General features: G+C 73.8%; 24 protein-coding genes. 14 read left to right on the top strand and 10 right to left on the bottom strand.

Features of this window, described 5'->3' with window-relative positions; all coding sequences use genetic code 11:
* Positions 1–258 precede the first annotated feature (258 nt).
* The 3 genes from Athai_RS03725 to Athai_RS03715 all read left to right on the top strand — a co-directional run bounded on the left by Athai_RS03725 (position 259) and on the right by Athai_RS03715 (position 2,946).
* Positions 259–1,416 (top strand): sensor histidine kinase, encoded by a 1,158-nt coding sequence (locus Athai_RS03725; protein ID WP_239156701.1) that lies wholly within the window; start codon positions 259–261, stop codon positions 1,414–1,416.
* The gene (locus Athai_RS03720; protein WP_203960167.1) at positions 1,413–2,078 is read left to right on the top strand and encodes a response regulator; all 666 of its coding nucleotides are present in this window, start codon (positions 1,413–1,415) and stop codon (positions 2,076–2,078) included. Before Athai_RS03725 ends, Athai_RS03720 begins: the two co-directional genes overlap by 4 nt.
* A gap of 262 nt (positions 2,079–2,340) precedes the next feature.
* Complete coding sequence (locus tag Athai_RS03715; protein WP_203960166.1) at positions 2,341–2,946, top strand: GNAT family N-acetyltransferase; 606 nt, start codon at positions 2,341–2,343, stop codon at positions 2,944–2,946.
* A gap of 8 nt (positions 2,947–2,954) precedes the next feature.
* Here the strand turns inward: Athai_RS03715 and Athai_RS03710 are convergent, their stop codons facing one another.
* Entirely contained in the window at positions 2,955–3,383 is a 429-nt protein-coding gene (locus Athai_RS03710; RefSeq protein ID WP_203960165.1) for an ATP-binding protein, read from the bottom strand.
* A 179-nt stretch (positions 3,384–3,562) separates the two neighbouring features.
* Here Athai_RS03710 and Athai_RS03705 point away from each other — a divergent pair, with 179 nt between their 5' ends.
* The 8 genes from Athai_RS03705 to Athai_RS03670 all read left to right on the top strand — a co-directional run bounded on the left by Athai_RS03705 (position 3,563) and on the right by Athai_RS03670 (position 12,406).
* Positions 3,563–4,429, top strand: a complete 867-nt coding sequence (locus tag Athai_RS03705) for a MurR/RpiR family transcriptional regulator (protein WP_203960164.1) — start codon at positions 3,563–3,565, stop codon at positions 4,427–4,429.
* A 172-nt stretch (positions 4,430–4,601) separates the two neighbouring features.
* Positions 4,602–6,269 (top strand): urocanate hydratase, encoded by a 1,668-nt coding sequence (hutU, locus tag Athai_RS03700; RefSeq protein WP_239156700.1) that lies wholly within the window; start codon positions 4,602–4,604, stop codon positions 6,267–6,269.
* On the top strand, positions 6,266–7,537 hold the full coding sequence (locus Athai_RS03695; RefSeq protein WP_203960162.1) for an allantoate amidohydrolase: 1,272 nt from the start codon (positions 6,266–6,268) through the stop codon (positions 7,535–7,537). Before hutU ends, Athai_RS03695 begins: the two co-directional genes overlap by 4 nt.
* A complete protein-coding gene (locus tag Athai_RS03690; RefSeq protein WP_203960161.1) occupies positions 7,534–8,874 on the top strand; it encodes a formimidoylglutamate deiminase in 1,341 nt (446 codons plus the stop codon). Before Athai_RS03695 ends, Athai_RS03690 begins: the two co-directional genes overlap by 4 nt.
* On the top strand, positions 8,871–9,038 hold the full coding sequence (locus Athai_RS03685) for a hypothetical protein (RefSeq protein WP_203960160.1): 168 nt from the start codon (positions 8,871–8,873) through the stop codon (positions 9,036–9,038). Before Athai_RS03690 ends, Athai_RS03685 begins: the two co-directional genes overlap by 4 nt.
* Complete coding sequence (hutI, locus tag Athai_RS03680) at positions 9,035–10,219, top strand: imidazolonepropionase (RefSeq protein WP_203960159.1); 1,185 nt, start codon at positions 9,035–9,037, stop codon at positions 10,217–10,219. The genes Athai_RS03685 and hutI overlap by 4 nt, the downstream gene beginning before the upstream one ends.
* Entirely contained in the window at positions 10,216–11,754 is a 1,539-nt protein-coding gene (hutH, locus tag Athai_RS03675) for a histidine ammonia-lyase (RefSeq protein WP_203960158.1), read from the top strand. Before hutI ends, hutH begins: the two co-directional genes overlap by 4 nt.
* 145 nt (positions 11,755–11,899) lie before the next feature.
* Positions 11,900–12,406, top strand: a complete 507-nt coding sequence (locus tag Athai_RS03670) for a DinB family protein (protein ID WP_239156699.1) — start codon at positions 11,900–11,902, stop codon at positions 12,404–12,406.
* 28 nt (positions 12,407–12,434) lie between these two features.
* Here the strand turns inward: Athai_RS03670 and Athai_RS03665 are convergent, their stop codons facing one another.
* From Athai_RS03665 to Athai_RS03630, 8 genes are all read right to left on the bottom strand, one after another.
* A complete protein-coding gene (locus Athai_RS03665; RefSeq protein ID WP_203960157.1) occupies positions 12,435–13,058 on the bottom strand; it encodes a response regulator in 624 nt (207 codons plus the stop codon).
* A complete protein-coding gene (locus Athai_RS33840) occupies positions 13,055–14,683 on the bottom strand; it encodes a sensor histidine kinase (protein ID WP_239156698.1) in 1,629 nt (542 codons plus the stop codon). Before Athai_RS33840 ends, Athai_RS03665 begins: the two co-directional genes overlap by 4 nt.
* Positions 14,671–15,414, bottom strand: coding sequence for an ABC transporter permease (locus Athai_RS03655; protein WP_203960156.1), 744 nt, complete (start codon positions 15,412–15,414; stop codon positions 14,671–14,673). The genes Athai_RS33840 and Athai_RS03655 overlap by 13 nt, the downstream gene beginning before the upstream one ends.
* Positions 15,414–16,325, bottom strand: coding sequence for an ABC transporter ATP-binding protein (locus Athai_RS03650; RefSeq protein WP_203960155.1), 912 nt, complete (start codon positions 16,323–16,325; stop codon positions 15,414–15,416). Before Athai_RS03650 ends, Athai_RS03655 begins: the two co-directional genes overlap by 1 nt.
* Before the next feature lie 163 nt (positions 16,326–16,488).
* A complete protein-coding gene (locus Athai_RS03645; RefSeq protein WP_203960154.1) occupies positions 16,489–17,082 on the bottom strand; it encodes a DivIVA domain-containing protein in 594 nt (197 codons plus the stop codon).
* Positions 17,079–18,269 (bottom strand): globin domain-containing protein, encoded by a 1,191-nt coding sequence (locus tag Athai_RS03640; protein WP_203960153.1) that lies wholly within the window; start codon positions 18,267–18,269, stop codon positions 17,079–17,081. The genes Athai_RS03645 and Athai_RS03640 overlap by 4 nt, the downstream gene beginning before the upstream one ends.
* A gap of 5 nt (positions 18,270–18,274) precedes the next feature.
* Positions 18,275–18,661: a group I truncated hemoglobin gene (locus Athai_RS03635; RefSeq protein ID WP_203960152.1), complete on the bottom strand. Its 387-nt coding sequence runs from the start codon at positions 18,659–18,661 to the stop codon at positions 18,275–18,277.
* Between the two features lie 152 nt (positions 18,662–18,813).
* Positions 18,814–19,515, bottom strand: coding sequence for a Crp/Fnr family transcriptional regulator (locus Athai_RS03630; RefSeq protein WP_239156697.1), 702 nt, complete (start codon positions 19,513–19,515; stop codon positions 18,814–18,816).
* Positions 19,516–19,840: 325 nt separating this feature from the next.
* On the opposite strand from Athai_RS03630, the gene Athai_RS03625 reads away from it, so the two are divergent.
* Both Athai_RS03625 and glyA read left to right on the top strand, forming a co-directional pair.
* On the top strand, positions 19,841–20,134 hold the full coding sequence (locus Athai_RS03625; protein WP_203960151.1) for a DUF4235 domain-containing protein: 294 nt from the start codon (positions 19,841–19,843) through the stop codon (positions 20,132–20,134).
* 216 nt (positions 20,135–20,350) lie between these two features.
* Positions 20,351–21,625 carry a serine hydroxymethyltransferase gene (glyA, locus tag Athai_RS03620; RefSeq protein ID WP_203960150.1) on the top strand — a complete coding sequence of 425 codons (1,275 nt, stop codon included), beginning with the start codon at positions 20,351–20,353 and terminating at the stop codon, positions 21,623–21,625.
* Positions 21,626–21,665: 40 nt separating this feature from the next.
* Here the strand turns inward: glyA and Athai_RS03615 are convergent, their stop codons facing one another.
* Positions 21,666–22,916: an MFS transporter gene (locus Athai_RS03615; RefSeq protein WP_203960149.1), complete on the bottom strand. Its 1,251-nt coding sequence runs from the start codon at positions 22,914–22,916 to the stop codon at positions 21,666–21,668.
* Positions 22,917–23,011: 95 nt separating this feature from the next.
* Between Athai_RS03615 and Athai_RS03610 the strand changes: the two genes are divergently transcribed.
* Complete coding sequence (locus Athai_RS03610; protein ID WP_203960148.1) at positions 23,012–23,512, top strand: Lrp/AsnC family transcriptional regulator; 501 nt, start codon at positions 23,012–23,014, stop codon at positions 23,510–23,512.
* The last annotated feature ends 13 nt before the right edge of the window (positions 23,513–23,525 follow it).

The raw sequence follows: 23,525 nt of genomic DNA, 5'->3' as shown, positions 1-23,525 counted from the left end.
ACGATGTGCCGGGCGCCGGCCACGCCCTACCGTGGGCAGGTGCGGTGGGGAGTGGCTGGGCGGGTGCGCCGCGGCGGGGTCGGCGACCCGGGCCGGCGCGGTGAGCTGGCGCGCGCGGGCCGGGGTCGGCGCGGTGAGCCGGCGCGCCCGGACACGGACCTGGGCCCGGGCCGGGGTCGGGGCCCGGGCCGGGGTCGGGGCCGGGGCCGGGATGGCGAGGCTGGGTGCCCGCCGGAGCCGGAGCCGGCCGCCTGGTCGGTGCGCGGCTGGACGCTGCCGATGGTCGCGGTGCTGGTCGCGGCGGTGTCGGTGGTGGGCACCCATTTCGCGGCGAGCAAGGTGGACGGGCATCTGGACCTGCCGACCCTGCTGCTGTTGCTGGTGGGGCCGGTGGCGTTGCTGTTCAGCCGGCGGTGGCCGGCACCGGCGCTGGTGGTGACGACGGTGGCCACGGTCGGCTACTACGGGCTGGGCTTCCCGTACGGGCCGCAGTTCACCGCGTTCGCCGTGGTGCTGGTGATGGCGGTGCTGGCCGGCTACCGGGTGCTCGCGTGGGTGTGCAGCGTCGGCGCGCTGACGGTGTACTTCCTGCTCTACTGGGCGATCGAGCACGGCACGATGAGCTGGACGTGGGTGCTCGGGCACGTCGCCGGGGTGGCCGCGATCCTGGCGCTGTCCGAGCTGTACCGGGTGCACCGGCAGCGGGTGGCGGTGCAGCGCCGGATCCGGGCGGAGCGGCAGCGGCGGCAGGCGAACGAGGAGCGGCTGCGGATCGCGCAGGAGTTGCACGACGTGCTGGCGCACAACATCTCGCTGATCAACGTGCAGGCCGGGGTGGCGCTGCACCTGATGGATCAGCGACCGGAGCAGGCCCGTACCGCGTTGTCGGTGATCAAGCAGGCGAGCAAGGAGGCGCTGGGCGAGATGCGCTCGGCGCTCGCGGTGCTGCGCGGTGAGACGTACGCGGCGCACTCCCCCACCCCCGGGCTGGACCGGCTGGGCGAGCTGACCGGCCGGCTGGGGTCGGCCGGCCTGGCGGTGCGTACCACGGTCACCGGGTCGCCGCGCCCGCTGCCGGTCGAGGTGGATCTCGCCGCGTACCGGATCGTGCAGGAGGCGTTGACCAACGTGTACCGGCATGCTCGCGCGAGCGAGGCGGTCGTGTCGCTGGCGTACCGGCCGGGGCAGCTCACCGTGCTGGTGACCGACGACGGTACCGGCGACCCCACCGCCGCGCACCCGGACGGCGCGGGGCCGGTGGCCGCGGCTGAGCCGGCCGACGCGAGCGGCGGGAACGGGATCCCCGGCATGCGGGAACGGGCCACCGCGCTGGGCGGTAGCCTGACCGCCGGCCCGCTGCCGGGCGGCGGCTTCCGGGTCGTGGCGACGTTTCCGCTGGGCGGGGAGGCACCGTGATCCGGGTACTGCTGGCGGACGACCAGGCGCTGGTCCGGGCCGGGTTCCGGGCGCTGCTGGACGCCGAGGGCGACGTCGAGGTGGTCGGTGAGGCCGCCGACGGCGACGAGGCGGTCACCGAGATCCGCCGGCTGGTGCCCGACGTGGTGCTGATGGACATCCGGATGCCCGGCGCGGACGGGCTGGACGCGACCCGCCGGATCGTCGCCGACGACCGGCTCAAGGCGGTCCGGGTGATCATCCTGACCACGTTCGAGCTCGACGAGTACGTGTTCGAGGCGATCCGTTCCGGTGCGTCCGGGTTCCTGGTCAAGGACACCGAACCGGCCGAGCTGGTCGCGGCGGTACGGGCGGTCGCGCGCGGCGATGCGCTGCTGTCGCCGAGCGTGACCCGGCGGCTGATCGCCGAGTTCGCCCTGCGCGCCCAGCGGCCCCGGCCGTACCCGCAGCTCGCGGCGCTGACCGACCGGGAGCGGGAGGTGCTGGCGCTCGCCGGGCAGGGCCTGTCCAACGAGGAGATCGCCGCGAAGCTGGTGGTCAGCCCGGCGACTGCGAAGACGCACGTGTCCCGGGCGATGGTGAAGCTCGCCGCCCGGGACCGCGCCCAGCTGGTGGTCATCGCGTACGAGTCGGGTCTGGTGCGGCCCGGCTGGCTGACCTGACCGGAGCCGGCGACACCGACACCCGACCCGGCCCCCGACCCCGACACTCGGCACCCCGGCACCCCGGCACCCGGCACCCGGCACCCCGGCACCCCGGCACCCCGGCACCCCGGCACCCCGGCACCCCGGCACCCCGGCACCCCGGCACCCCGGCACCCCGGCACCCCGGCACCCCGGCACCCCGGCACCCCGGCACCCCGGCACCCCGGCACCCGCGGATATTGCTCGCCGGACCGAGCTGCCTGTTGGCATGATGGCGGCCATGGCAGAGGATCGGCTGGAGCTGCGCCCGACCTACCCGGTCCGCACGGGGCGGCTGCTGCTGCGGCCGGTGACCGCCGACGACGTCGACGCGCTCCTGGCGTACCGCGGGCAGGTGGACGTCTGCCGTTACCTGCCGTTCGAGCCGATGGACCGGGCCGAGATCGTCGAGGCGGTGGCCACCCGGTGGACCGCGACCGCGCTGACCGATGCGGGGCAGGCGCTGATGCTGGGCGTCGAGCTGGCCGCGACCGGCGAGCTGGTCGGCGATGTGGTGCTGTTCTTCCGCAGCCGGGAGCACCGCGGTGGCGAGCTCGGGTACGTGCTCAATCCCGACTTCGCCGGCCGCGGGTACGCGACCGAGGCCGCCGCGGCGCTGCTCGACCTGGCGTTCGACGGGCTGGGGCTGCATCGGGTGGTCGCGCGGCTGGACGAGCGCAACGACGCGTCGGCGCGGATGGCGCGCCGGTTGGGTATGCGCCAGGAAGCCCGGCTGGTGCACAACGAGATGTTCAAGGGCGAGTGGGCCACCGAGCTCGACTTCGCGATGCTCGCCACCGAGTGGCCGGCACACCGCGACCGCCTGGCGGCCGCCGTCTCGGCCTGACCGGCTCCTCAGACCGGGTTGCGGGGGCGCGCCGGCGGCGCGTCGAGGGTGTGCCGGGCGCCGGTGAGCGGCAGTTCGGCCCAGACCACCTTGCCGGCGTCGACCGGGCGGACGCCCCACCGCAACGACAGCAGCTCGACGATCATCAGGCCGCGGCCGGAGGTGCGCAGCAGGCTGTGTACCAGCGTCGGGCAGGGCAGCCGCGGATCGGTGTCGGCGACCTCGACCAGCAGCGAGTCGGTGCGGCGGCGCAACCGGAGCAGCGCGGCCGACCGGGCGTGCAGGAACGCGTTCGCGATCAGTTCGTGGCTGACCAGGGTGATCTCCCGGGCACGGGGGCCGAGCCGCCAGTCTCGGATGGCGTCCTCGACGAACCGCCGGGCCGCCCGTGCGGCGCCCCGGTAAGGCTCGATCCGTAGCTCCCGATCCACGTCCATCGTCCGATCAGATACCCACCGGGTGGTGTTTTCATGCCCGCGGCGGCGGGAATCCCGCTCCCTGCGGGGACAGCACACCGACACTACGTCTTTTGTCAGACATATCGCGCCGACCACCATCGTGCATAGCTTGATTCAGTAGCTTGACCGATGAAAGTCCTGATGCATAGGCTGCGGCCGTGGTCGAACCGGTACCGGACAGCCCGTCGTCGCGGCTGCTCGCGCTGTTCGCCGGGCAGCGGTTGACGCCGACCCAGCGGCGCATCGCGCAGTCGCTGGTCGAGCACGCGCCCCGGGCCGGATACCTGTCGGCGAGCGAGGTCGCCGAACTCGCCGGAGTCAGCCAGCCGTCGGTGACCCGGTTCGCCACCGCCCTCGGCCACGACGGCTACCCGGCGCTGCGGCAGCGGATCCGCGAGCTGATCGGGCTGGACACCGGCGCCGCGGCCGAAACCACCGACGAGGCCCGCCGCAACGAGTGGCAGCGCGCCGTCGCCGCCGAGCGCGACAACCTCGCCAGCCTGTCCGACTTCCTGGCCGACCCCAAGCCGGTACTGGCCGCCGCCGCGGCGCTCGCCGCGTCCCGCCCGCTGCCGGTGCTCGGGCTGCGCGCGGCGCGGCCGATCGCCGAGTACTTCGGCTACTTCGCCGCGAAGGTGCAGCCGGACGTGCGGGTGCTCGGCGCCGGCGGTACCGAGCTGGTGGACCAGATCGAGCAGGCCCGGGACGCCGGGGCGGAGGCGTTGCTGACGTTCGTCCTGCCGCGCTACCCGGCCGAGGCGCTGGCCGCGATCCGGGCCGCCCGGTCCGCGGGGCTGACCGTGGTGACGGTGACCGACAGCCCGATGAGCCCGGCGGCGGCCGAGTCCGACCTGGTACTCCCGGCGCCGGTCGGCTCGCAGCTGGTGTTCGACGTGCACGGCGCGCCGATGATCCTGGCGATGGTGCTGCTGCAGGCCATCTGCGACGCGCAGCCGGCACGCACCCAGGGCCGGCTGGAACAGTTCGAGGCGTCCGCGGCCCGCCGCGGGCTGTTCGTACCATGACGAGAGGTCCTACCTGGACAGTCCATTCTGGACGTCGATGCACCTCGGCGGTGCCGGCTTCCTGGATACTGGGGCTGAGTGGGTCCGCGGCCCTCCACCACGTACCGACGCGCCCGGTGGCAGTCGCCGAACAGGCGGCCGGGCACGTCCGAGAAGAAAGCGAGGCGCTCCCGTGACCGCACCGACCGAACCGATCCGTGCACCGCGCGGCACCACCCTGTCGGCGCGGAGCTGGCAGACCGAGGCGCCGCTGCGGATGCTGATGAACAACCTCGATCCGGAGGTGGCCGAGCGTCCCGAGGACCTGGTGGTGTACGGCGGGTCCGGCCGCGCGGCACGCTCCTGGCCGGCGTATCGGGCGATCGTGCGCACCCTGCGCAGCCTCGGGCCGGAGGAGACCCTGCTGGTGCAGTCCGGCAAGCCGGTCGGGGTGTTGCGGACGCACGAGTGGGCGCCGCGGGTGCTGATCGCGAACTCCAACCTGGTCGGCGACTGGGCCAGCTGGCCGGAGTTTCGCAAGCTGGAGCACCTCGGCCTGATGATGTACGGCCAGATGACCGCCGGTTCCTGGATCTACATCGGCACCCAGGGCATCCTGCAGGGCACCTACGAGACGTTCGCCGCGGTGGCCGCCAAGCGGTTCGGCGGCACCCTCGCCGGCACGCTGACGCTGACCGCCGGCTGCGGCGGCATGGGCGGCGCGCAACCGCTGGCGGTGACGATGAACGACGGCGTCTGCCTGATCATCGACGTGGACCGCACCCGGCTGCAGCGCCGGGTGGACACCCGCTACCTGGACACCATCGCGGCCGACCTGGACGAGGGCATCGCGCTCGCGGTACAGGCGAAGCGGGAGCGGCGCGCGCTGTCGGTCGGGGTGGTCGGCAACGCCGCCACCCTGGTACCCGAGATCCTGCGCCGGGGCGTACCGGTCGACATCGTCACCGACCAGACCTCCGCGCACGACCCGCTGTCGTACCTGCCGGCGGGCATCGACCCGGGCGACGCGCCGGACTACGCGGCGAAGAAGCCGGAGGAGTTCACCGACCGGGCGCGCGCCTCGATGGCCAAGCACGTCGAGGCGATGGTCGGCTTCCTGGACGCCGGCGCCGAGGTGTTCGACTACGGCAACTCGATCCGGGGTGAGGCGCAGCTCGGTGGCTACCAGCGCGCGTTCGCCTTCCCCGGGTTCGTACCGGCCTACATCCGGCCACTGTTCTGCGAGGGCAAGGGCCCGTTCCGGTGGGCGGCGCTGTCCGGCGACCCGGCCGACATCCACGCCACCGACCGGGCCATCCTCGACCTGTTCCCGGACAACGATCAGCTCGGCCGGTGGATCCGGATGGCCGGCGAGCGGGTCGCGTTCCAGGGGCTGCCGGCCCGGATCTGCTGGCTCGGCTACGGCGAGCGCGCGCAGGCCGGCGCCCGGTTCAACGAGATGGTCGCCGACGAGCGGTTGTCCGCGCCGGTGGTGATCGGCCGCGACCACCTGGACTCCGGTTCGGTCGCCTCGCCGTACCGGGAGACCGAGGGGATGGCCGACGGCTCCGACGCGATCGCCGACTGGCCGCTGCTCAACGCGCTGGTGAACACCTCGTCCGGGGCGACCTGGGTGTCGATCCACCACGGCGGCGGCGTCGGGATGGGCCGCTCCATCCACGCCGGGCAGGTCACCGTCGCCGACGGCACCCCGCTGGCCGCCGCGAAGCTCGACCGGGTGCTGACCAACGACCCGGCGATGGGGGTGATCCGGCACGTGGACGCCGGGTACGAGCTGGCCGAGCACGTCGCCGAGCGAGACGGGCTGCGGATCCCGATGCGCGAGGGCGATGCGCAGTGACCACTGTGGACGAACGGGACGCGTTCCGGACGCTGTGGGAACAGCTGCTGCCGATCGGCGCCGCCCCCGACGGCGGCTACCTGCGGCACGGGTACACCGACGCCGAGCTGGCCTGCCGGAGCTGGTTCACCGACCAGGCGAAGTCGCGCGGGATGGCGGTGGAGACCGACGGCAACGGCAACCTGTGGGCCTGGTGGGGCGACCCGGACGCCGGCGACGCGCTGGTGACCGGCAGCCACCTCGACTCGGTACCGCAGGGCGGCGCGTACGACGGGCCGCTCGGCGTGGTGTCCGCCTTCCTCGCCGTGGACGCGTTGCGTGCCGCGCGGATCACCCCGTCCCGGCCGATCGGCGTGGTCGCGTTCTGCGAGGAGGAGGGCTCCCGGTTCGGCGTGGCGTGTCTCGGCTCCCGGCTGCTGACCGGAGCGCTACCCGTCGAGCGCGGTGCGGCGCTGACCGACCCGGCCGGCACCACCCTCGTCGACGCGATGGCGGCGGCCGGCGCGGACACCTCCCGGCTCGGGCCGGATCCGGCCCGACTGAGCCGGATCGGGCACTACGTCGAGCTGCACATCGAGCAGGGCAAGGGGCTGGTGGACACCGGCGCGCCGGTCGGTGTCGGTACCGGCATCTGGCCGCACGGCCGCTGGCGGTTCGACTTCACCGGCACCGCCGACCACGCCGGTACCACCGCGATGGCCGACCGGCACGACCCGATGCTCAGCTACGCGATGACCGCGCTGGCCGCGAACAAGCAGGCCAGGCTGCACGACGCGCGGGCCACCTTCGGCCGGATCGCGGTGCGGCCCAACGGAACCAACGCGATCCCGTCCGCGGTGACCGGGTGGCTGGACGCGCGCGCCGCGGACGCGACCACCCTGGAGTCGATGCTGATCGAGCTGGAACGGCAGGCCCGGGACCGGGTCGGCCGGGACGGCACCGCACTCACCGTCACCGCCGAGTCGGTCACCCCGCCGATCCGGTTCGACGACGCGCTGGCCCGGCGGCTCTCGACCAGCCTGGGCGCTGCGGGTATCGCCGGGAGCGGCGCCGCGGGCAGCGCGCAGGGCGGCACCGGCCCGCTGCCGCTGCTCGCCACCGGCGCCGGGCACGACGCGGGCATCCTGTCCGACGCCGGGGTGCCGACCGCGATGCTGTTCGTCCGCAACCCGACCGGCGTCTCGCACTCCCCCGCCGAGGCCACCGACGACGTCGACTGCCTGGCCGGGGTACGGGCGCTGACCGCGGCGCTGCGGGAGCTCGCGTGAGCGGGTACTGGTGCGAGTACGCCTGGCTGGGCGATCCGGCCCGGCCGGCCGAGCCCGGCGTGCTGGTCGAGGAGGCCAACGGCATCGTCACCGCGGTGACCTCCGGGGTGCCCGCGCCGCCGGCCGGCGCGCGGCGGCTCGCCGGGCTGACCGTACCGGGGTTCGCCAACGCGCACTCGCACGCGTTCCACCGGGCGCTGCGCGGCCGTACCCACGACGGCGGCGGCACGTTCTGGACCTGGCGGGACCGGATGTACCAGGTGGCCGCACGCCTCGACCCCGACTCGTACCTGAGGTTGGCCCGGGCGGTCTACGCGGAGATGGCGCTGTCCGGCGTCACCGCGGTCGGCGAGTTCCACTACCTGCACCACGACACCGGCGGGACCGGCTACGCCAACCCGAACGCGATGGGCGAGGCGCTCATCGAGGCGGCCCGGCAGGCCGGCATCCGGATCTGCCTGCTCGACACGCTGTACCTGACCGGTGGCCTCACCGACCACGGCTACCAGCCGCTGTCCCCGGTACAGCAGCGGTTCGCCGACGCCGACCCCGACGCCTGGCAGCGGCGGTACGAGAGGATCCAGCTGCCGCCGCACGCCACCCGAGGTGCCGCGATCCACTCGGTACGGGCGGTGCCGGAGACCGCGCTGCGCGGCTTCGCCGACCGGGTCGGCAGCGCGCCGCTGCACGTGCACCTGTCCGAGCAGCGCGCCGAGAACGCGGCCTGCCAGGCATTCCACGGCCGTACCCCGGTCCGGCTGCTGGCCGACCACGGGCTGCTCGGGCCGCACCTCACCGCCGTGCACGCCACCCACCCGACCGACGAGGACGTCGCCGCGCTCGGCGCGGCCGGCGTCGGGGTGTGCCTGTGCCCGAGCACCGAACGGGAGCTGGCCGACGGGATCGGTCCGGCGCGCGCCCTGGTCGACGCCGGCAGCCCGCTGAGCCTCGGCAGCGACAGCCATGCGGTGATCGACCCGCTCGCGGAGGCGCGCGCGGTGGAGCTGGACGCGCGGCTGGCCACCGAACGGCGCGGCCACTTCACCGCCGGCGAGCTGCTGGCCGCCGCGACCGGCGGCGGGCACGCCGCGCTCGGTCGACCGGACGCCGGCCGGCTCGCCCCCGGCGCACCCGCCGACCTGGTCACCGTCGCGCTCGACTCGGTGCGTACCGCCGGAGCGGACGAACCGCTCGCGGCGGCCGTGTTCGCCGCGACCGCAACGGACGTCCGCTCGGTCGTGGTGGACGGGCGCCCGGTCGTCGAGGACGGCCGCCACCTGCTCGTCGACGACGTCGCCGGCGAACTGGCCCGCACCGTCCGGGAGGTACTGCGATGACCCCGTCGAGCGACGCCGCCGACCCGCGCGCCGTCCCCACGGCCCGACGCCACACCACCACCTCGCACGCCGTACCGGTGGCGCGAAGCCACGCCGCCGACGCGCAGGCCGCGGCGGCCGACAGCGTCGCCGCACCGACCGCACCGTCGAAGGGAGCCGCATGACCGCGCTGCTGGTCGACCGGATCGGCGAACTGGTCACCAACGAGCCCGGCGGCCGCGATCCGCTGGCGATCCGGCGGGACGCCGCCGTGGTGGCCGTCGACGGCCGGATCGCCTGGATCGGCCCGGCCGGCGGGGCGCCGGCCTGCGACGTGCGGGTCGACGCGTCGAACCGGGCGGTGATCCCCGGATTCGTGGACAGCCACACGCACCTGGTGTTCGCCGGCGACCGGTCCGGCGAGTTCGCGGCCCGGATGGCCGGCGAACCCTACACCGGGGGCGGGATCCGGCGGACGGTGGCCACCACCAACGCCGCGCCGGACACCGAGCTGTCGGCGAACCTCGCCTACCTGCAACGGGAGCTGACCCGCCAGGGTACGACGACGTTCGAGACGAAGTCCGGGTACGGGCTGGGCGTCGAGCAGGAGGCCCGGCTGCTGCGGATCGCCCGCCAGGTGACCGCGGAGACCACGTTCCTCGGCGCGCACCTGGTACCCGACGAGTACGCCGACCGGCCGGACGACTACGTCTCGCTGGTCTGCGGCCCGATGCTCGACGCCTGCGCGCCGCACGCCCGCTGGGTGGACGCGTTCTGCGAGCGCGGCGCGTTCGACGCCGACCAGAGCCGCGCGGTGCTCACCGCCGGCATCGCGAAGGGGCTGGCGCCCCGGCTGCACGCCAACCAGCTCGGCGCGGGGCCCGGCGTGCGGCTCGGCGTCGAGCTGGGCGCCGCCGCGGTGGACCACTGCACGTACCTGTCCGACGCCGACGTCGACGCGCTGGCCGGCGGCGACACGGTGGCCACACTGCTGCCGGGTGTCGAGTTCTCCACCCGCTCGCCGTACCCGCCGGCCCGCCGGCTGGTCGACGCCGGGGTCACCGTCGCGGTCGCCACCGACTGCAACCCGGGCTCGTCGTTCACCTCGTCGATGCCGTTCTGCATCGCGCTGGCGGTCCGGGAGATGCACCTGACGCCGGCGGAGGCGCTGTGGTGCGCGACCGCCGGCGGTGCCGCGGCACTGCGCCGCGACGACGTCGGCACCATCACCACCGGCGCGGCGGCCGACCTGGTCGTGCTCGACGCGCCCAGCCATGTCCACCTGGCCTACCGGCCGGGAGTCCCGCTCGTGCACACCGTCGTGGCGAGCGGGGAAATCGCTTACCAGCAAGGGATCCAGGGATGAAGAAGGTGACCGTCGGCCCCGAATCGGTGACGCCGGAGCAGGTGATCGCGGTGGCCCGGCACGGTGCCCGGGTCGAGCTGTCCGAGGCGGCGCTGGCCGCGATGCGGGCCAGCAGGTCCATCGTGGACTCGATCGAGCGGGACGAGCGCGCCGTGTACGGCGTGTCCACCGGGTTCGGCGCGCTCGCCAACACGTTCATCGAGCCGGCGCGGCGGGCCGAACTGCAGCACGCGCTGATCCGGTCGCACTCGGCCGGGATGGGCGACGCGATGCCCACCGAGGTCGTGCGGGCGATGATGCTGCTGCGGATCCGGTCCCTCGCGATGGGCCGCTCCGGGGTCCGGCCGCTGGTGGCGCAGTCGCTGGTCGAGCTGCTCAACGCCGACATCACGCCGTGGGTGCCGCGGCACGGCTCGCTCGGCGCGTCCGGCGACCTCGCGCCGCTCGCGCACTGCGCGCTGGTACTGCTCGGCGAGGGCTGGGTACGCACCGCGGACGGCCGCCGCATCACCGGCGCCGACGCGCTCACCGCCGCCGGCCTGGCGCCGATCGCGCTGGCCAGCAAGGAGGGCCTGGCGCTGATCAACGGCACCGACGGCATGCTCGGCATGCTGCTGCTGGCGATCGCCGACGCCCGGCACCTGTTCACCATGGCCGACGTGACCGCCGCGCTCGCGGTGGAGGCGATGCTCGGCTCGGACCGGCCGTTCCTGCCGGAGCTGCACGAGATCCGGCCGCACCCCGGCCAGGCCGCGTCCGCGGCGAACATCCACCGGCTGCTCGCCGGATCGTCCATCATGGACTCGCACCGCGACGACCTGACCCACGCGGTACAGGACGCGTACTCGATGCGGTGCGCACCGCAGGTGGCCGGCGCGGCGCGGGACACCCTGGAGTTCGCGGTCCAGGTGGCGGCGCGCGAGCTGGTGTCGGTGGTGGACAACCCGGTGGTGCTGCCGGACGGCCGGGTCGAGTCGACCGGCAACTTCCACGGCGCGCCGCTCGGCTTCGCCGCCGACTACCTGGCGATCGCGGCGAGCGAGGTCGGTTCGATCTCCGAGCGCCGGGTGGACCGGCTGCTGGACGTGGCGCGCTCCCGGGAACTGCCCGCGTTCCTGTCCCCCGACCCGGGCGTCAACTCCGGCCTGATGATCGCGCAGTACACCGCGGCCGGGGTGGTGGCGGAGAACCGGCGGCTGTCCGTGCCGGCGTCGACCGACTCGATCCCGACCTCGGGCATGCAGGAGGACCACGTCTCGATGGGCTGGTCGGCGGCGCACAAGCTGCGTACCGTGCTGGCGAACCTGTCGCACCTGCTGTCGGTCGAGCTGCTCGCCGCCTGCCGCGGCCTGCAACTGCGGGCGCCGATGACGCCCAGCCCGGCCGGTGCCATCGCGGTACGCCGGATCGCCGAGGTCGCCGGCGAGCCGGGGCCGGACGAGTTCCTCGCACCGATCCTGGAGCACAGCCGCGCGCTGCTGGTCGGTGCCGAACTGCGCACCGAGATCGAGGCCGCCATCGGCCCCCTCGCCTAGCCCGGGCGGGCTTCCGGGGCGCCGCGGTCCCGGAAGCCGCCCGCCGGCGGATCCGGCACGCGCCCGCGCGGCGGCACGCCGAACGGCAACGCCGTACCGCCGGAATCGGGTCGCCGTCCGACGGTGCGGCTGCGAGGATGCGAGGATGATGGAGGTACCCGACCGGCCGGATCCGCCGCACCAGGCCGACGAGTTCGGCATGCTGACCGCGTTCCTGACCTACCAGCGGCAGACGTTCGCGATCAAGTGCGCCGGGCTGAGCACCGAGCAGCTGCGCACCCGGGCGGTACCGCCGTCGGACCTGTCGCTGCTCGGCCTGGCCCGGCACCTGTCCGATGTGGAACGAAGCTGGTTCCGGTTCGTCTTCGACGGCGAGGACATCCCGCCCCGGTGGGATCCGCAGGCCCGGCCGGAGGTCGAGTTCGCGGTCCAGGACGCCGATCCGGACGAGGCGTTCGTCGCCTGGTCCGAGGAGTGCGCCCGCGCCGACGAGATCATCGCCGCGGCCGGCTCGCTGGACGACACCGGCAGCTACCAGGACCAGGTCTACTCGCTGCGCTACATCCTCACCCACCTGATCGAGGAGTACGCCCGGCACAACGGCCACGCCGACCTCCTCCGGGAACGCCTCGACGGCCGCACCGGCGACTGACCTCGGGCCGCCGGTCCCGGAACCGGGCTCAGGGGTGCAGGAGGCCGCGGGAGAAGGCGGTGGCGACGGCGGCGGCGCGATCGTTGACGCCGAGCTTCGCGTAGATGTGCAGCAGGTGCGTCTTGACCGTCGCCTCGCTGATGAACAACCGACCCGCGGCGTCACGGTTGGTGCAGCCCTGCGCGATCAGCGCCAGTACCTCCAGCTCGCGGTTGCTGAGCGGCTCGGTGGCCGGCTCCCGGATCCGGCCCATCAGCCGTCCGGCGACCGACGGGGACAGTACCGCCTCGCCGCGGGCCGCGGCCCGGATCGCCTGGCACAGCTGGTCTCGCGGGGTGTCCTTGAGCAGGTAGCCGGTGGCGCCCGCCTCGATCGCCGGCACCACGTCCCGATCGGTGTCGTAGGTGGTGAGCACCAGCACCTTGGCCGGCAGGCCGCGCGCGGCGAGCCGGCGGATCGCGGCGACCCCGTCGACCCCGGGCATCCGCAGGTCCATCAGCACCACGTCGGGCGCCTGTACCGCGGCCACGTCCACCGCCTCGGCGCCGTCGCCGGCCTCGCCGACCACCTCGATGTCGTCGGCGTCGGCGAGCATGCCGCGCAGCCCGTCCCGCACCACCGGGTGGTCGTCGGCGAGCAGTACCCGGATCATGCCGCGGCGCCCGCCGGCACCGCCGGTACCGTCACCGACACCGCGGTGCCGTTGCCCGGCTCGGACTCGATGGTGAGCTCCCCGGCCAGCCGGGCGACCCGCTGCCGCATCCCGATCAACCCGAACCCGCCGTCCGGGCACGCGGCCACCCCGGAACCGCCGTCCGGGCGAGCAGCCATCCCGAACCCACCGTCCGGCCGAGCGGCCGTCCCGGAACCACCGTCCCGGCGAGCGGCCGTCCCGGCGCCACCGTCCGGGCAAGCGGCCGTCTCGGAACCACCGTCCCGGCGAGCGGCCGTCTCGGAACCACCGTCCCGGCGAGCGGCCGTCCCGGCGCCACCGTCGGCCGTGGCGACCGCTCCGGTGGTGTCGGCCGTCCGGGCCGTCCCGGAACCGCCGCGGCCGGTGGGTAGCGCGGCGGGGTCGAAGCCGGCTCCGTCGTCGCGCACGTCGAGGCTGATCACGTCCTCCATGTAGGACAGTGTGACGCCGACCCGGTCGGCGCGGGCGTGCCGGGCGACGTTGGTCAGCGCCTCCTGCGCGACGCGCAGCAGGGTGGCCTCGATCTCCGGATGCAACGGCCGGGCGGTGCCGGTGGTGACCAGGGTCGCGGTCGGCGCCTCCCGCGCGGTCCACTGGTCGACGATCCGGTGCAGCGCGACCGGCAGCGTCGCGTCCTCCAACGGCATCGGCCGCAGCGCCTGGACCGAGCGGCGCGCCTCGCCGAGACTGTCCCGGGCCAGCCCGAGCGCGGTCTGCAGGTACCCGGAGGAGTCCGGGACCCGTTGCGCCGCCTGCAACTGGGTGATGATCCCGGTCAGACCCTGGGCGATGGTGTCGTGGATCTCCCGGGCCAGCCGGGCCCGTTCGTCCCGCACCCCGGCTTCTCGCGCCTGGGTGAGCAGCTGGGCGTGCAGGCCGGCGTTCTCCCGCAGCGTCTCGGACAGCTTGCGGTTCGCCTCGGCAAGTTCCAGCAGCGCGACCCGGCGCTGCTCGTTGCGCACCGCGACGTACGAGAAGGAGGCGCCGAGCGTCCCGGCCAGCACCAGGTTCAGCAGCAGCATGACCAGGTAGGCACCGATCAACGGGCCGGAGAGGTTCTGGAACCCGCCGATCTGGGTGCCGGCGAGCAGCGCGGCGGTGACCGCGACGCCGATCCCGGTGGTGATCCGGCCACCGAGCAGGTTCGCCCGGAAGAAGTCGAGGTAGCCGAGCCAGGCGAACAGCCCCCACCACGGGTCGAGCACCACCAGCACGGCCGTCAACGCCAACCGGACGAGCAGGTAGCACGTGGTCAGCGCGGGCCGCTCGTGCTCCCACTGGGGATGCAGGGTCTCGAACCAGCAGACCAGGGCCAGGGTGGCCACCGCGCCGGCTCCGATCCACAGCATCCGGGCCGTGTCGAAGCGGCCGAACGTGGCGAGCACCACCGCGGCGACCGCCAGCCCGTACGGCAGGAACCGGTAGACGGTCGCGAACCGGTCCTCCCAGGACGCCGGCCGGCCCCGGCCGCGCGGGTGCCGGCCCGGCACGCCCGCCGGCTCGGTGGTCGACCGCGGCGGCTCGGTGGTCGACCGCGGCGGCTCGGACGTCACCACGACCCCCATCTCGGTCAGCTGTCCCACCGGAACGAACGCACCGCCACGGTACCGAACACCAGCGCGTACCCGGCGAGTACGGCGAGGTGGCCCCAGCCCGGCCAGGAGCCTGCGGCGGCGTCACCGAGCGCCTGGGTCGCCGCGCCCGCCGGGGTGAACTCGGCGATGTGCCGCAGTACCGCCGGCATCGCCGCGACGGGCAGCCACAGCCCACCGAAGAACATCAGCGGGAAGAACAGGATCATCCCCAGCGCGTTGCTCACCTTCGTGTTCGGCGCGACCGCGGCGATCATCATGCCCAGCGCCAGCATCGCGCACAGCACCAGCAGGAAGGCGACCAGGTAGCCGAGCGGCTGCCGGGGCAGCGCCACCCCGAACCCGATCCGGCCGAGGCCCACCACCAGCAGCAGTACCAGCACCTCGACCGCGACGTTGACGACGACCTGAGCGAGCAGCAGCCGGGACGCCGGCATCGGCGTGGTGGACAGCCGGCGCAGCACGCCGCGCTCCCGGTACAGGCCGATCGTGGCGGGCAGCGTGTTGACCGCGGTCATCGCCACCACGAACAGGATCATGATCGGCACGTACAGGTCGATCACCCGCAGGCCGCCCAGGTCGTGCTGATGCACCCGGAACGCCGGTACGCAGCCCAGGACGACCAGCAGCAGCGGCGGGAACGCGATCGCCCACAACACGGCCATCGGCTCGCGGCCGAACAGCTTCGCCTCGGTGCGGACGAGCACGGCGAACGACGACATCACTGGTCTCCCTCGGAGTTTCCGGTCAACGCCAGGTAGGCGTCGTCCAGGCTGGCGCTGTCCATCCGCAGGTGCTCGGCGAGGACGCCGGCCGCCGCGAGGGTGCCGACCACCTCGGCCAGCACGTTGCCGGTACCGGTGACGAGCAGCTCCGCGCCGTCGCGCCGGATCGACGTGACGCCGGGCAGCCCGGCCAGCAACGCGGTGTCGACCGGCTTCGACGGCCGGAACCGGAGCTGCTGACTGTTGTCCACTGTGGACACCAGGCCGGCCGGGGTGTCGAGGGCGACGAGCCGGCCGGCGTCGATCACCGCGACCCGGTCGCACAGCCGCTCGGCCTCCGCCATGAAGTGCGTGACGAGCAGGACGGTCACCCCGTCGGCGCGGATCTCCTCGATCAGGTTCCAGGTGTCCCGTCGGGCCTGCGGGTCCAGTCCGGTGGTCAGCTCGTCCAGCACCGCGATCCGGGGCCGGCCGATCAGCGCCAGCGCGATCGCCAGCCGCTGCTTCTGCCCGCCGGACAGCTTCTGGTACCTGGTGCGCAGCCGGTCGCCGAGCCCGAGCCGGTCCGCCAGCGCGCGCCAGTCGGCCGGCTGCCGGTAGCACGACGCGTACAGCTTCAGCGCCTCGACGACGGTGATCTTGTCCGGCAGCGCCGACTCCTGCAACTGCGCGCCGAGTACCCGGCGGACCCGGTCGCGCTCGGTGCGCGGATCGGCGCCCAGTACCGAGACGGTACCGGCGTCGCGGGTGCGCAGCCCGCTGACGCACTCGACGGTGGTGGTCTTGCCGGCACCGTTGGGCCCGAGGATGCCGAAGATCTCGCCCTGCGCCACGTCGAACGACACGTCGTCGACGGCGACCTTCTCGCCGTACGTCTTGCGCAGCCCGCGTACCTCGATGACCGGCACGGCCGGCCCCCTCCCGACGGTCGATGAGGTCCTGGCAGGACCTCTCTGTCGGGTACGACGCTAGGAGCGCCGGGGCGCGACCGGATCGACCACGAGACCGCTCCGGTACCGGCAGGCCGGTGGAGGCCGGTCATCCACCGATCGGTGGATGACCGGCCTCGGTTCACGGCTTGGGTACGTCGCCCAGCTTGTCCACCTCGCGGGTCAGCGCCTCCAGCACCGAGCGCAGCTGCACCTCGGTGACCTCGGCGAAGGTACGCAGGTAGGTCACCTTCTGCTCCAGCGCGGCGCGGTCCGCCTCGCTAGCGTGCGCGGGCAACGCCTCGGCCGCCCGCTGCGCCTCGGCCGCCGCCTGCTTCGCCTGTTCCTGCGCGTGCTGCAGGAGCTCCTCGTAGCGTTGCCGGGCCTGCCCGACGAGCTTGCGCGCGTACTCCTCGGCCTGCGCGACGTGCGTGTCGGCGGCCTGCTGCGCCTGGCTCATCAGGTTGACCGCGTCGACACTGACCCGGGACCGCTGCGTCTCGGCGTTCGGGTCCTGGCCGTGTTCCCGGTAGTAGTTGGTCAGCCGGGCGATCTCGGCGCGCAGCGCCGCCTTCTCCGCGTCGGCCGCCGCGAGGTCGTCGGCGACCCGGCCGAGGAACATCCGTACCTCGTCCTCGTGGAAGCCGCGGCGGCCGAACGGCGGTCGGGAGAACGTGGTGGTACGCACCCGTTCCGCGCTGAGCGGCACCCGCCTCGGGGCGCTCTGGTCGGTCACTGTCCCCACCTTCCCCCACCGATACCGCCCGGTGTGGCCGCCGCGGCCGGTGCCGGCGTCGGCTCCGTGCCGGGCGTGAACTCGTCGTAGCGCACCTGCTCGGCGGGCACTCCGGCGGAACCGAGCGCGGACACCGTGTGGCGCACCATGTCCGGCGACCCGCACACCAGGCACAGCCGGTCCGCCCAGCGTCCGGCACCGGCGGCGACGTCGCCGACCAGGCCGCGTTGGCCGGAGAAGCTCGCGTCGTGCGACACCACCGGGACGTACCGGAACCACGGCCGGGCCGCGGCGAGTTCGCCGAGCAGCTGGTGCTCGTACAGGTCGAACGCGGTGCGCACGCCGTGGAACAGGTCGACCCGCCGCTCGGTCCGGTCGGCCTGCCACTGCCGGTCGAGCTGTTCCAGCAGCGCCCGCAACGGCGCCAGGCCGGTGGCGCCGGCGACCATCAGCAGGTCGGCACCGTCGTCGGGAAGCACCAGCGCGGTCCCGACCGGGGCGCCGATCCGCAGCGTGTCACCCAGCGCGGCGGACTGCACCAGCGCGGTGCTCACCTGCCCGCCGTCGACGATCTTGACGTGCAGTTCGATCGTGTGGTCGGCACGCGGCGCGTTCGCCGGCGTCAGGTACCGCCAGAGCCGCGGCCGGCGGGAGAACTCGACGGCCGCCGACTGCCCCGGCTGGTACGGGTAGGGGTGGTCGGTGCGCACCTGCAGCACGGCGATGTCCAGGCCGCGCCGCTCGATGCCGATGATCTCGCCGTTCCACCACGGCGGGCTGTGCTGCGCCGCCTGCTCGGCGGCCTCGGTCATCACCTGCGCGACCAGCCCGTACGCCTCGGCCCACTGCCCGGCCAGCGCTTCCGTCCACTGTGCACCGTTGAAGTGCGCGAGGGTGGCGAGCAGCGACTCGCCGACCGCCGGGTAGTGCTCCGCCAGTACCGCGAAGCGACGGTGGTCGCGCCCCAGCTGCTGGATGAACGGCAGCACCTCGTCGAGCCGGTCGACGTCGCTGACGATCCGACCCAGCGCGGCCACCAGCTTGTCGCGCTGACCGGCCATCGACATCGGGAACATGCCCCGCGTCTCCGGGTGCGTCAGGAACAGGTGCGAGTAGAAGAACAGCGGCACCTCGTCGCCGTGCCGCGCGGTGTTGGCCCAGCTGTCCTTGAGTGCCTGCGGATCCATCCGACTCAGGCCTCGACGATCTCCGCCTTGGTACCGCCGAGCACGTCACCGACGCGGCCGATGATGTCCTCCGACACGCTCGCCTCGCGCAACGCGGCGACCAGGTGCACGACCACCCGGCCGAAGTCGTCGGAGCTGATCCCCATCCCGCGGTGCGCGGCGCCGAGCTCCCGCCCGTCGTACTCGGCGGGGCCGCCGAGTACCTGGGAGATCAGCAGCGCCTGGTGTCGTTTGAGCCGAACCAGATCGGCACCGACGAAGTAGCCGGCCAGTTCCGGGTCGCCCAGCACCAGCTCGTAGAACCGGCCCACCACCTGCCGGACCGCCTCGCCGCCACCGATGCGTTCGTAGTCGCTCGTCGCCTCGCCCACCATCAGCCTCCATGTCATCATTTATCGACGATGGTCGATGGAGTGTAATGAGCCGCCCGTCCTGGCGATACCCCGAACCGACCGCCGCTGCGGGCCGGGGTGAGATAACTCAACAATCGGTAACGTCCCGACCGGACGCGCCGAGCGCGAACCGGACTGTCCAAAATGGACGTTCAGGGCTCGGGGTGCTCCGGCAGCCCGGCACGGCGCCGCAACGACGCCAGGTCGGTCAGCACGATCGAGCGACCCTCGGTGCGCAGCCAACCGCGGTGGGCGAACGTCCGGATCACCTGGTTCACGCTCTGCCGCGAACCGCCCACCAGCTCCGCCACCCGGCTCTGACTCAACGTCGGCGGATCGTGCTCGCCCTCACCCGGCACCAGCAACCGGACCAACGTCTTCGCCACCCGGCCCGGCAGGTCCAGGAAGATGTGGTCCGCCTTCTGCTCGGTCAGCCGCCGGGCCATCGCGCCCATCGCCCGGAACACCTCGTCCATCAACCGCCGATCGGTGTGCACCAGATCCAGGAACGCGGTCCGCGGCAACACCAGCGCCTCGGTCGGCGCGATCGCCTCCACCGACGCCGACCGCGGTGCGCCGTCCAGCAGCGAGATCTCACCCAGCACGTTCGGCGCCCGGACCAGCGTCAGGACCGCACGGTCGCCGCCCGGACCAGACCGGTACACCGCGACCGCGCCGTGCCGGAGCACGAACAGCACGTCACCCGGGTCGCCCTCGCGGAACAGCACCTGCCCTTCCCGGTACACCCGGGATTCGGCGCTCGCGGCGAGGCGGCGCCGGCTGCGCAGGTCGAGCCCGGCGAACAACGCGACCCCGCGCAACGGGTCGTTCGGAACAGCGCGCCAGCGGTCCAACCGTCCCGACCTCCCCCGAAAGGGTCACCTTCCTCCAAAAGGCTAGCGTGTACCTCCTGCGACGCAGAGTTCAACGAACTGAACCTTGACGAACCCGCCATCCGGCGGGTTCGTCAAGTGCCGCTCGTGGCGTTGACGGTTCGAGACGTGACCGCCGGGTACGGGGGTGCAGGCCCCGGTGCGCTGGCGTGCTGGTACCGGAGACGCCGCGTCGGATCCGGACGACCGGTCTCGCGGCTCGCCGAGGTGCTGGTGTCGCGGCGTGGCACGATGCACGTACGGGTTTACCGGTTACGGGCTTGGGGGTGGGCCGGACGTGGCGGCCATGAGCAAGGTGGGCTGGAAGGTGACCGGGCTGGCGTTCGCGCTGCCGCTCGGCTTCGTCGCGCGCAAGGCGGTCGCCGCCGGTTGGCGCGCGGTGCGGCACGACGATCCGCCACAGCACGCCGACGACTTCGAGGCCAGCTGGGGCGAGACGCTCGCCTGGGCGGCGCTGTCCGGGGTGGCCATCGCCGCCGCGGAGCTGCTCGCGGCACGCGGCGCGGCGCGCGTCTGGCGGCAGTTCACCGGCAACGAACCCCCAGGTCACGAGCATGAACCGGCGGAAATCGAGGCCTGAGCCCACCCAGCCCACGTCCCCGCTGGCAGCACACCAGCGAGCCGTGACCTGCACCCAACACCCCAGCACCACCTCTCGACTGCCAGGACTCCAAGCGGCCGTTTCGGGGGCCGCCGAATGGCGACCCCCGAAACACATCTCAAGCTGCCAGGACCCCGAGCGGCCCTTTCCGGGGCCGCCGTTCGGCGGCACCGGAAAGGCGGGGAGGATGGGGGCATGACCGACCTGCTGAACCGTTCCCTCGCCGACACCGACCCCGAGGTCGCGGCGGCCATCGGCGCCGAGCTGCACCGCCAGCAGTCGACGCTGGAGATGATCGCCTCGGAGAACTTCGCCCCGGTCTCGGTGCTGTCCGCGCAGGGCTCCGTGCTGACCAACAAGTACGCCGAGGGCTACCCCGGCCGCCGTTACTACGGCGGCTGCGAGCACGTCGACGTGATCGAGCGGCTGGCGATCGAGCGGGTCAAGGGCCTGTTCGGCGCGGGGTTCGCGAACGTCCAGCCGCACTCCGGCGCGCAGGCCAACGCGGCCGCCATGTTCGCCACCCTGACCCCGGGTGACACCATCCTCGGCCTGGACCTGGCGCACGGCGGCCACCTGACCCACGGGATGAAGATCAACTTCTCCGGCAAGCTGTACCACGTGGTCGCCTACCACGTCGACGAGATCGACTACCGGGTCGACATGGCCGAGGTGCGCCGACTCGCGGTCGAGCACCAGCCGAAGATGATCGTCGCCGGCTGGTCGGCGTACCCGCGGCAGCTCGACTTCGCCGCGTTCCGGGAGATCGCCGACGAGGTCGGCGCGCTGCTGATGGTCGACATGGCGCACTTCGCCGGGCTGGTCGCCGCCGGCCTGCACCCGAACCCGGTCGAGTACGCCGACATCGTCACCACCACCACGCACAAGACGCTCGGCGGCCCGCGCGGTGGCGTCATCCTGACCAACACTCCGGAGCTGGCCAAGAAGATCAACTCGGCGGTGTTCCCCGGCCAGCAGGGCGGGCCGCTGGAGCACGTGATCGCGGCCAAGGCGGTCGCGTTCAAGGTCGCCGCCTCGGACGAGTTCACCGACCGGCAGCGCCGCACCCTGGCCGGCGCGAAGATCCTCGCCGAGCGGCTGAGCGCACCGGAGCTGGCCGCCGCCGGCGTCCGGGTGCTGACCGGCGGCACCGAGGTGCACCTGGTGCTGGTCGACCTGCGCGACTCCGAGCTGGACGGCCGGCAGGCCGAGGACCGGCTGCACGATCTCGGGATCACCGTCAACCGCAACGCGGTGCCGTTCGACCCGCGGCCGCCGATGGTCACCTCCGGCCTGCGCATCGGTACCCCGGCGCTCGCCACCCGCGGGTTCGACACCGACGCGTTCACCGAGGTCGCCGACGTCATCGCCGGCGCACTGTCGGCCGACTTCGACGAGTCCCGGGCCGCCGCGCTGCGCGACCGGGTCACCGCGCTGGCCGACAAGTACCCGCTGTATCCGTCGCTGTGACCGTGGCGCGCCGGCCGGAACGGTCCGGCCGGCGCGCCGGTCAGCGGGCCCGCTCGGCGAGCTCCGATCGGTTCGGCCGCGGTTCCCCGATCGGCCGGCGCGGCCGGCGGGCGAGCAGCAGCGCCGCCGGTACGGCGAGCAGCGCGCCGGCGCCGAGCGCGAGCGGCGGGTAGCCGGCGGCACCGAGTACCGCGGTCGAACCGAGCGTCGCCGCACCGCCACCGGCCCAGGACCAGCTCTCCACCAGCCCCTGCACCCGCGACTCCACCGCGGCCGGCAGCCCGTGCACCAGCAGGGCGCTGGCGCCGACGAACGCCAGGTTCCAGCCGTACCCGAGCACGAACAGCGCCACCGGCAGGCCGGGCCCGGTCGACCCGGCGGTACCGGTGACGAGCACGGTGGCCAGCGCCAGCGTCGCCAGGCCGGCAGCGACGACGGTCCGGCCGCCGAACCGGTCCGCCAGCCGCCCGGACACCGGCGCGAACGCGAACATGCCCAACGTGTGCGCCGACACCACCAGGCCGACCACGCCCATCGACTGCCCGTGCCGGTGCATCGACAGCGGCGCCGCGGTCATCACCGCGGTCATCACCACCTGGGCGGTCAGCATCGCAGCCAGCGCGAGCCGGACGTCCGGCCGCACCAGCACCGTCCGCAGCGGCCCCGCCGCCGGCACCGGCTCGTCCGGCGTCGCCGCCGGGCGCCGTGCCACCAGCAGGAACGCCACGACGGCCACCCCGAAGCAGCCCAGTGCGAGGGCGAAGGCGCCGGTCAATGGTGCCCAACCGGAAGCACCGGCCGCCCGCGTCGACGGGCCGAGCAGCAGCGGCCCACCGACGGCACCGACGGTGCCCGCCCACACGACGGCGCCGAGGGCCGTTCCCCGCCGGCGCGCCTCGAACAGCCCCGCCGCCGCGTACCGGGCGAGCTGCGCGGCGGCGTTCCCGACACCCAGCAGCAGCATCCCGGCAAGCAGCACCGGCACCGAGCCGGCCGCGGCACCCGCGGTCGCCACCGCCGCGCCGGCCGTACCGGTGAGGGCGCCGGCGCCCAGACCGGTACGCCGACTCCACCGGGCCATCACCCGGCTCAACAGCAGCACGCCGGCGGCGGTGCCGGCGACCCCGGCCGTACTGCCGAGCCCGCCCCAGCCGGTGCCGAGCCGGTCGGCGACGACCAGCGTCGCGGCGGTACCGGCGAGCACCATCGCGGCGTTGACCGACGCGGCACCGAGAAACAGCGCGCCCATCGTGCGCCGGCGTCCCGGCGGGGTTTCGGGGTAGTTTGCCATGCGAAGCAGGCTAGAAAAGTCGCGACGGTTGCTGAATGGTCAGTGCACGGGGGTTTCGTCGAGCCTGCCTACCGTACGAAAGGAGATTGCCGGCAATGGCCTTCCGTTCGGAGATCGCCCTCGACGACCTGGACTGGCGCATCCTGCACGAGTTGCAGACCGACGGCCGCCAGTCGTACAAGTCGCTCGCCCGGCGGGTGAACCTGTCGGCGCCGGCGGTGGCCGACCGGGTGCGCCGGCTGCAGGACGCCGGGGTGATCACCGGCTACCAGGCGCGGGTCGATCCGGCGCGGGCCGGCTCGCCGCTCACCGCGTTCCTGATGCTGCGCTGCACGCCCGGCCGGTGCCTGCTGCGCACCGCGCGGGCCGCCGACTACCCGGAGATCGTCGAGGTGCACAAGCTCGCCAGCGAGTCCTGCACCCTGTTGAAGGTGCGGGTCGCGTCGATGACCCACCTGGAGGGGTTCCTGGAGCAGCTCGGCCAGCGGCACGGCGAGGCGCGATCGCACATCGTGCTGTCCACCCAGTACGAGCGGCACGAGGTCGAGCAGCCGCCCGCCGCGCCGGGCGAGATCACTCCCGCCGACGGCTGGTGACACGGTGCGGCGA

This window comes from Actinocatenispora thailandica, from assembly GCF_016865425.1.
Lineage (GTDB): Bacteria > Actinomycetota > Actinomycetes > Mycobacteriales > Micromonosporaceae > Actinocatenispora > Actinocatenispora thailandica.
This window is presented reverse-complemented; position numbering and strand designations above follow the sequence as displayed.

Bases quoted from the DNA above. Each gene is read 5' to 3' on its own strand.
- Athai_RS03665 (WP_203960157.1), bottom strand. From the start codon at position 13,058: ATGATCCGGGTACTGCTCGCCGACGACCACCCGGTGGTGCGGGACGGG.
- Athai_RS03635 (WP_203960152.1), bottom strand. From the start codon at position 18,661: ATGATGACATGGAGGCTGATGGTGGGCGAGGCGACGAGCGACTACGAA.
- hutI (WP_203960159.1), top strand. From the start codon at position 9,035: ATGACCGCGCTGCTGGTCGACCGGATCGGCGAACTGGTCACCAACGAG.
- hutH (WP_203960158.1), top strand. From the start codon at position 10,216: ATGAAGAAGGTGACCGTCGGCCCCGAATCGGTGACGCCGGAGCAGGTG.
- Athai_RS03610 (WP_203960148.1), top strand. From the start codon at position 23,012: ATGGCCTTCCGTTCGGAGATCGCCCTCGACGACCTGGACTGGCGCATC.
- Athai_RS03670 (WP_239156699.1), top strand. From the start codon at position 11,900: ATGATGGAGGTACCCGACCGGCCGGATCCGCCGCACCAGGCCGACGAG.
- Athai_RS03685 (WP_203960160.1), top strand. From the start codon at position 8,871: ATGACCCCGTCGAGCGACGCCGCCGACCCGCGCGCCGTCCCCACGGCC.
- glyA (WP_203960150.1), top strand. From the start codon at position 20,351: ATGACCGACCTGCTGAACCGTTCCCTCGCCGACACCGACCCCGAGGTC.
- Athai_RS03640 (WP_203960153.1), bottom strand. From the start codon at position 18,269: ATGGATCCGCAGGCACTCAAGGACAGCTGGGCCAACACCGCGCGGCAC.
- Athai_RS03715 (WP_203960166.1), top strand. From the start codon at position 2,341: ATGGCAGAGGATCGGCTGGAGCTGCGCCCGACCTACCCGGTCCGCACG.
- Athai_RS03615 (WP_203960149.1), bottom strand. From the start codon at position 22,916: ATGGCAAACTACCCCGAAACCCCGCCGGGACGCCGGCGCACGATGGGC.
- Athai_RS03710 (WP_203960165.1), bottom strand. From the start codon at position 3,383: ATGGACGTGGATCGGGAGCTACGGATCGAGCCTTACCGGGGCGCCGCA.
- Athai_RS03655 (WP_203960156.1), bottom strand. From the start codon at position 15,414: ATGTCGTCGTTCGCCGTGCTCGTCCGCACCGAGGCGAAGCTGTTCGGC.
- Athai_RS03625 (WP_203960151.1), top strand. From the start codon at position 19,841: ATGAGCAAGGTGGGCTGGAAGGTGACCGGGCTGGCGTTCGCGCTGCCG.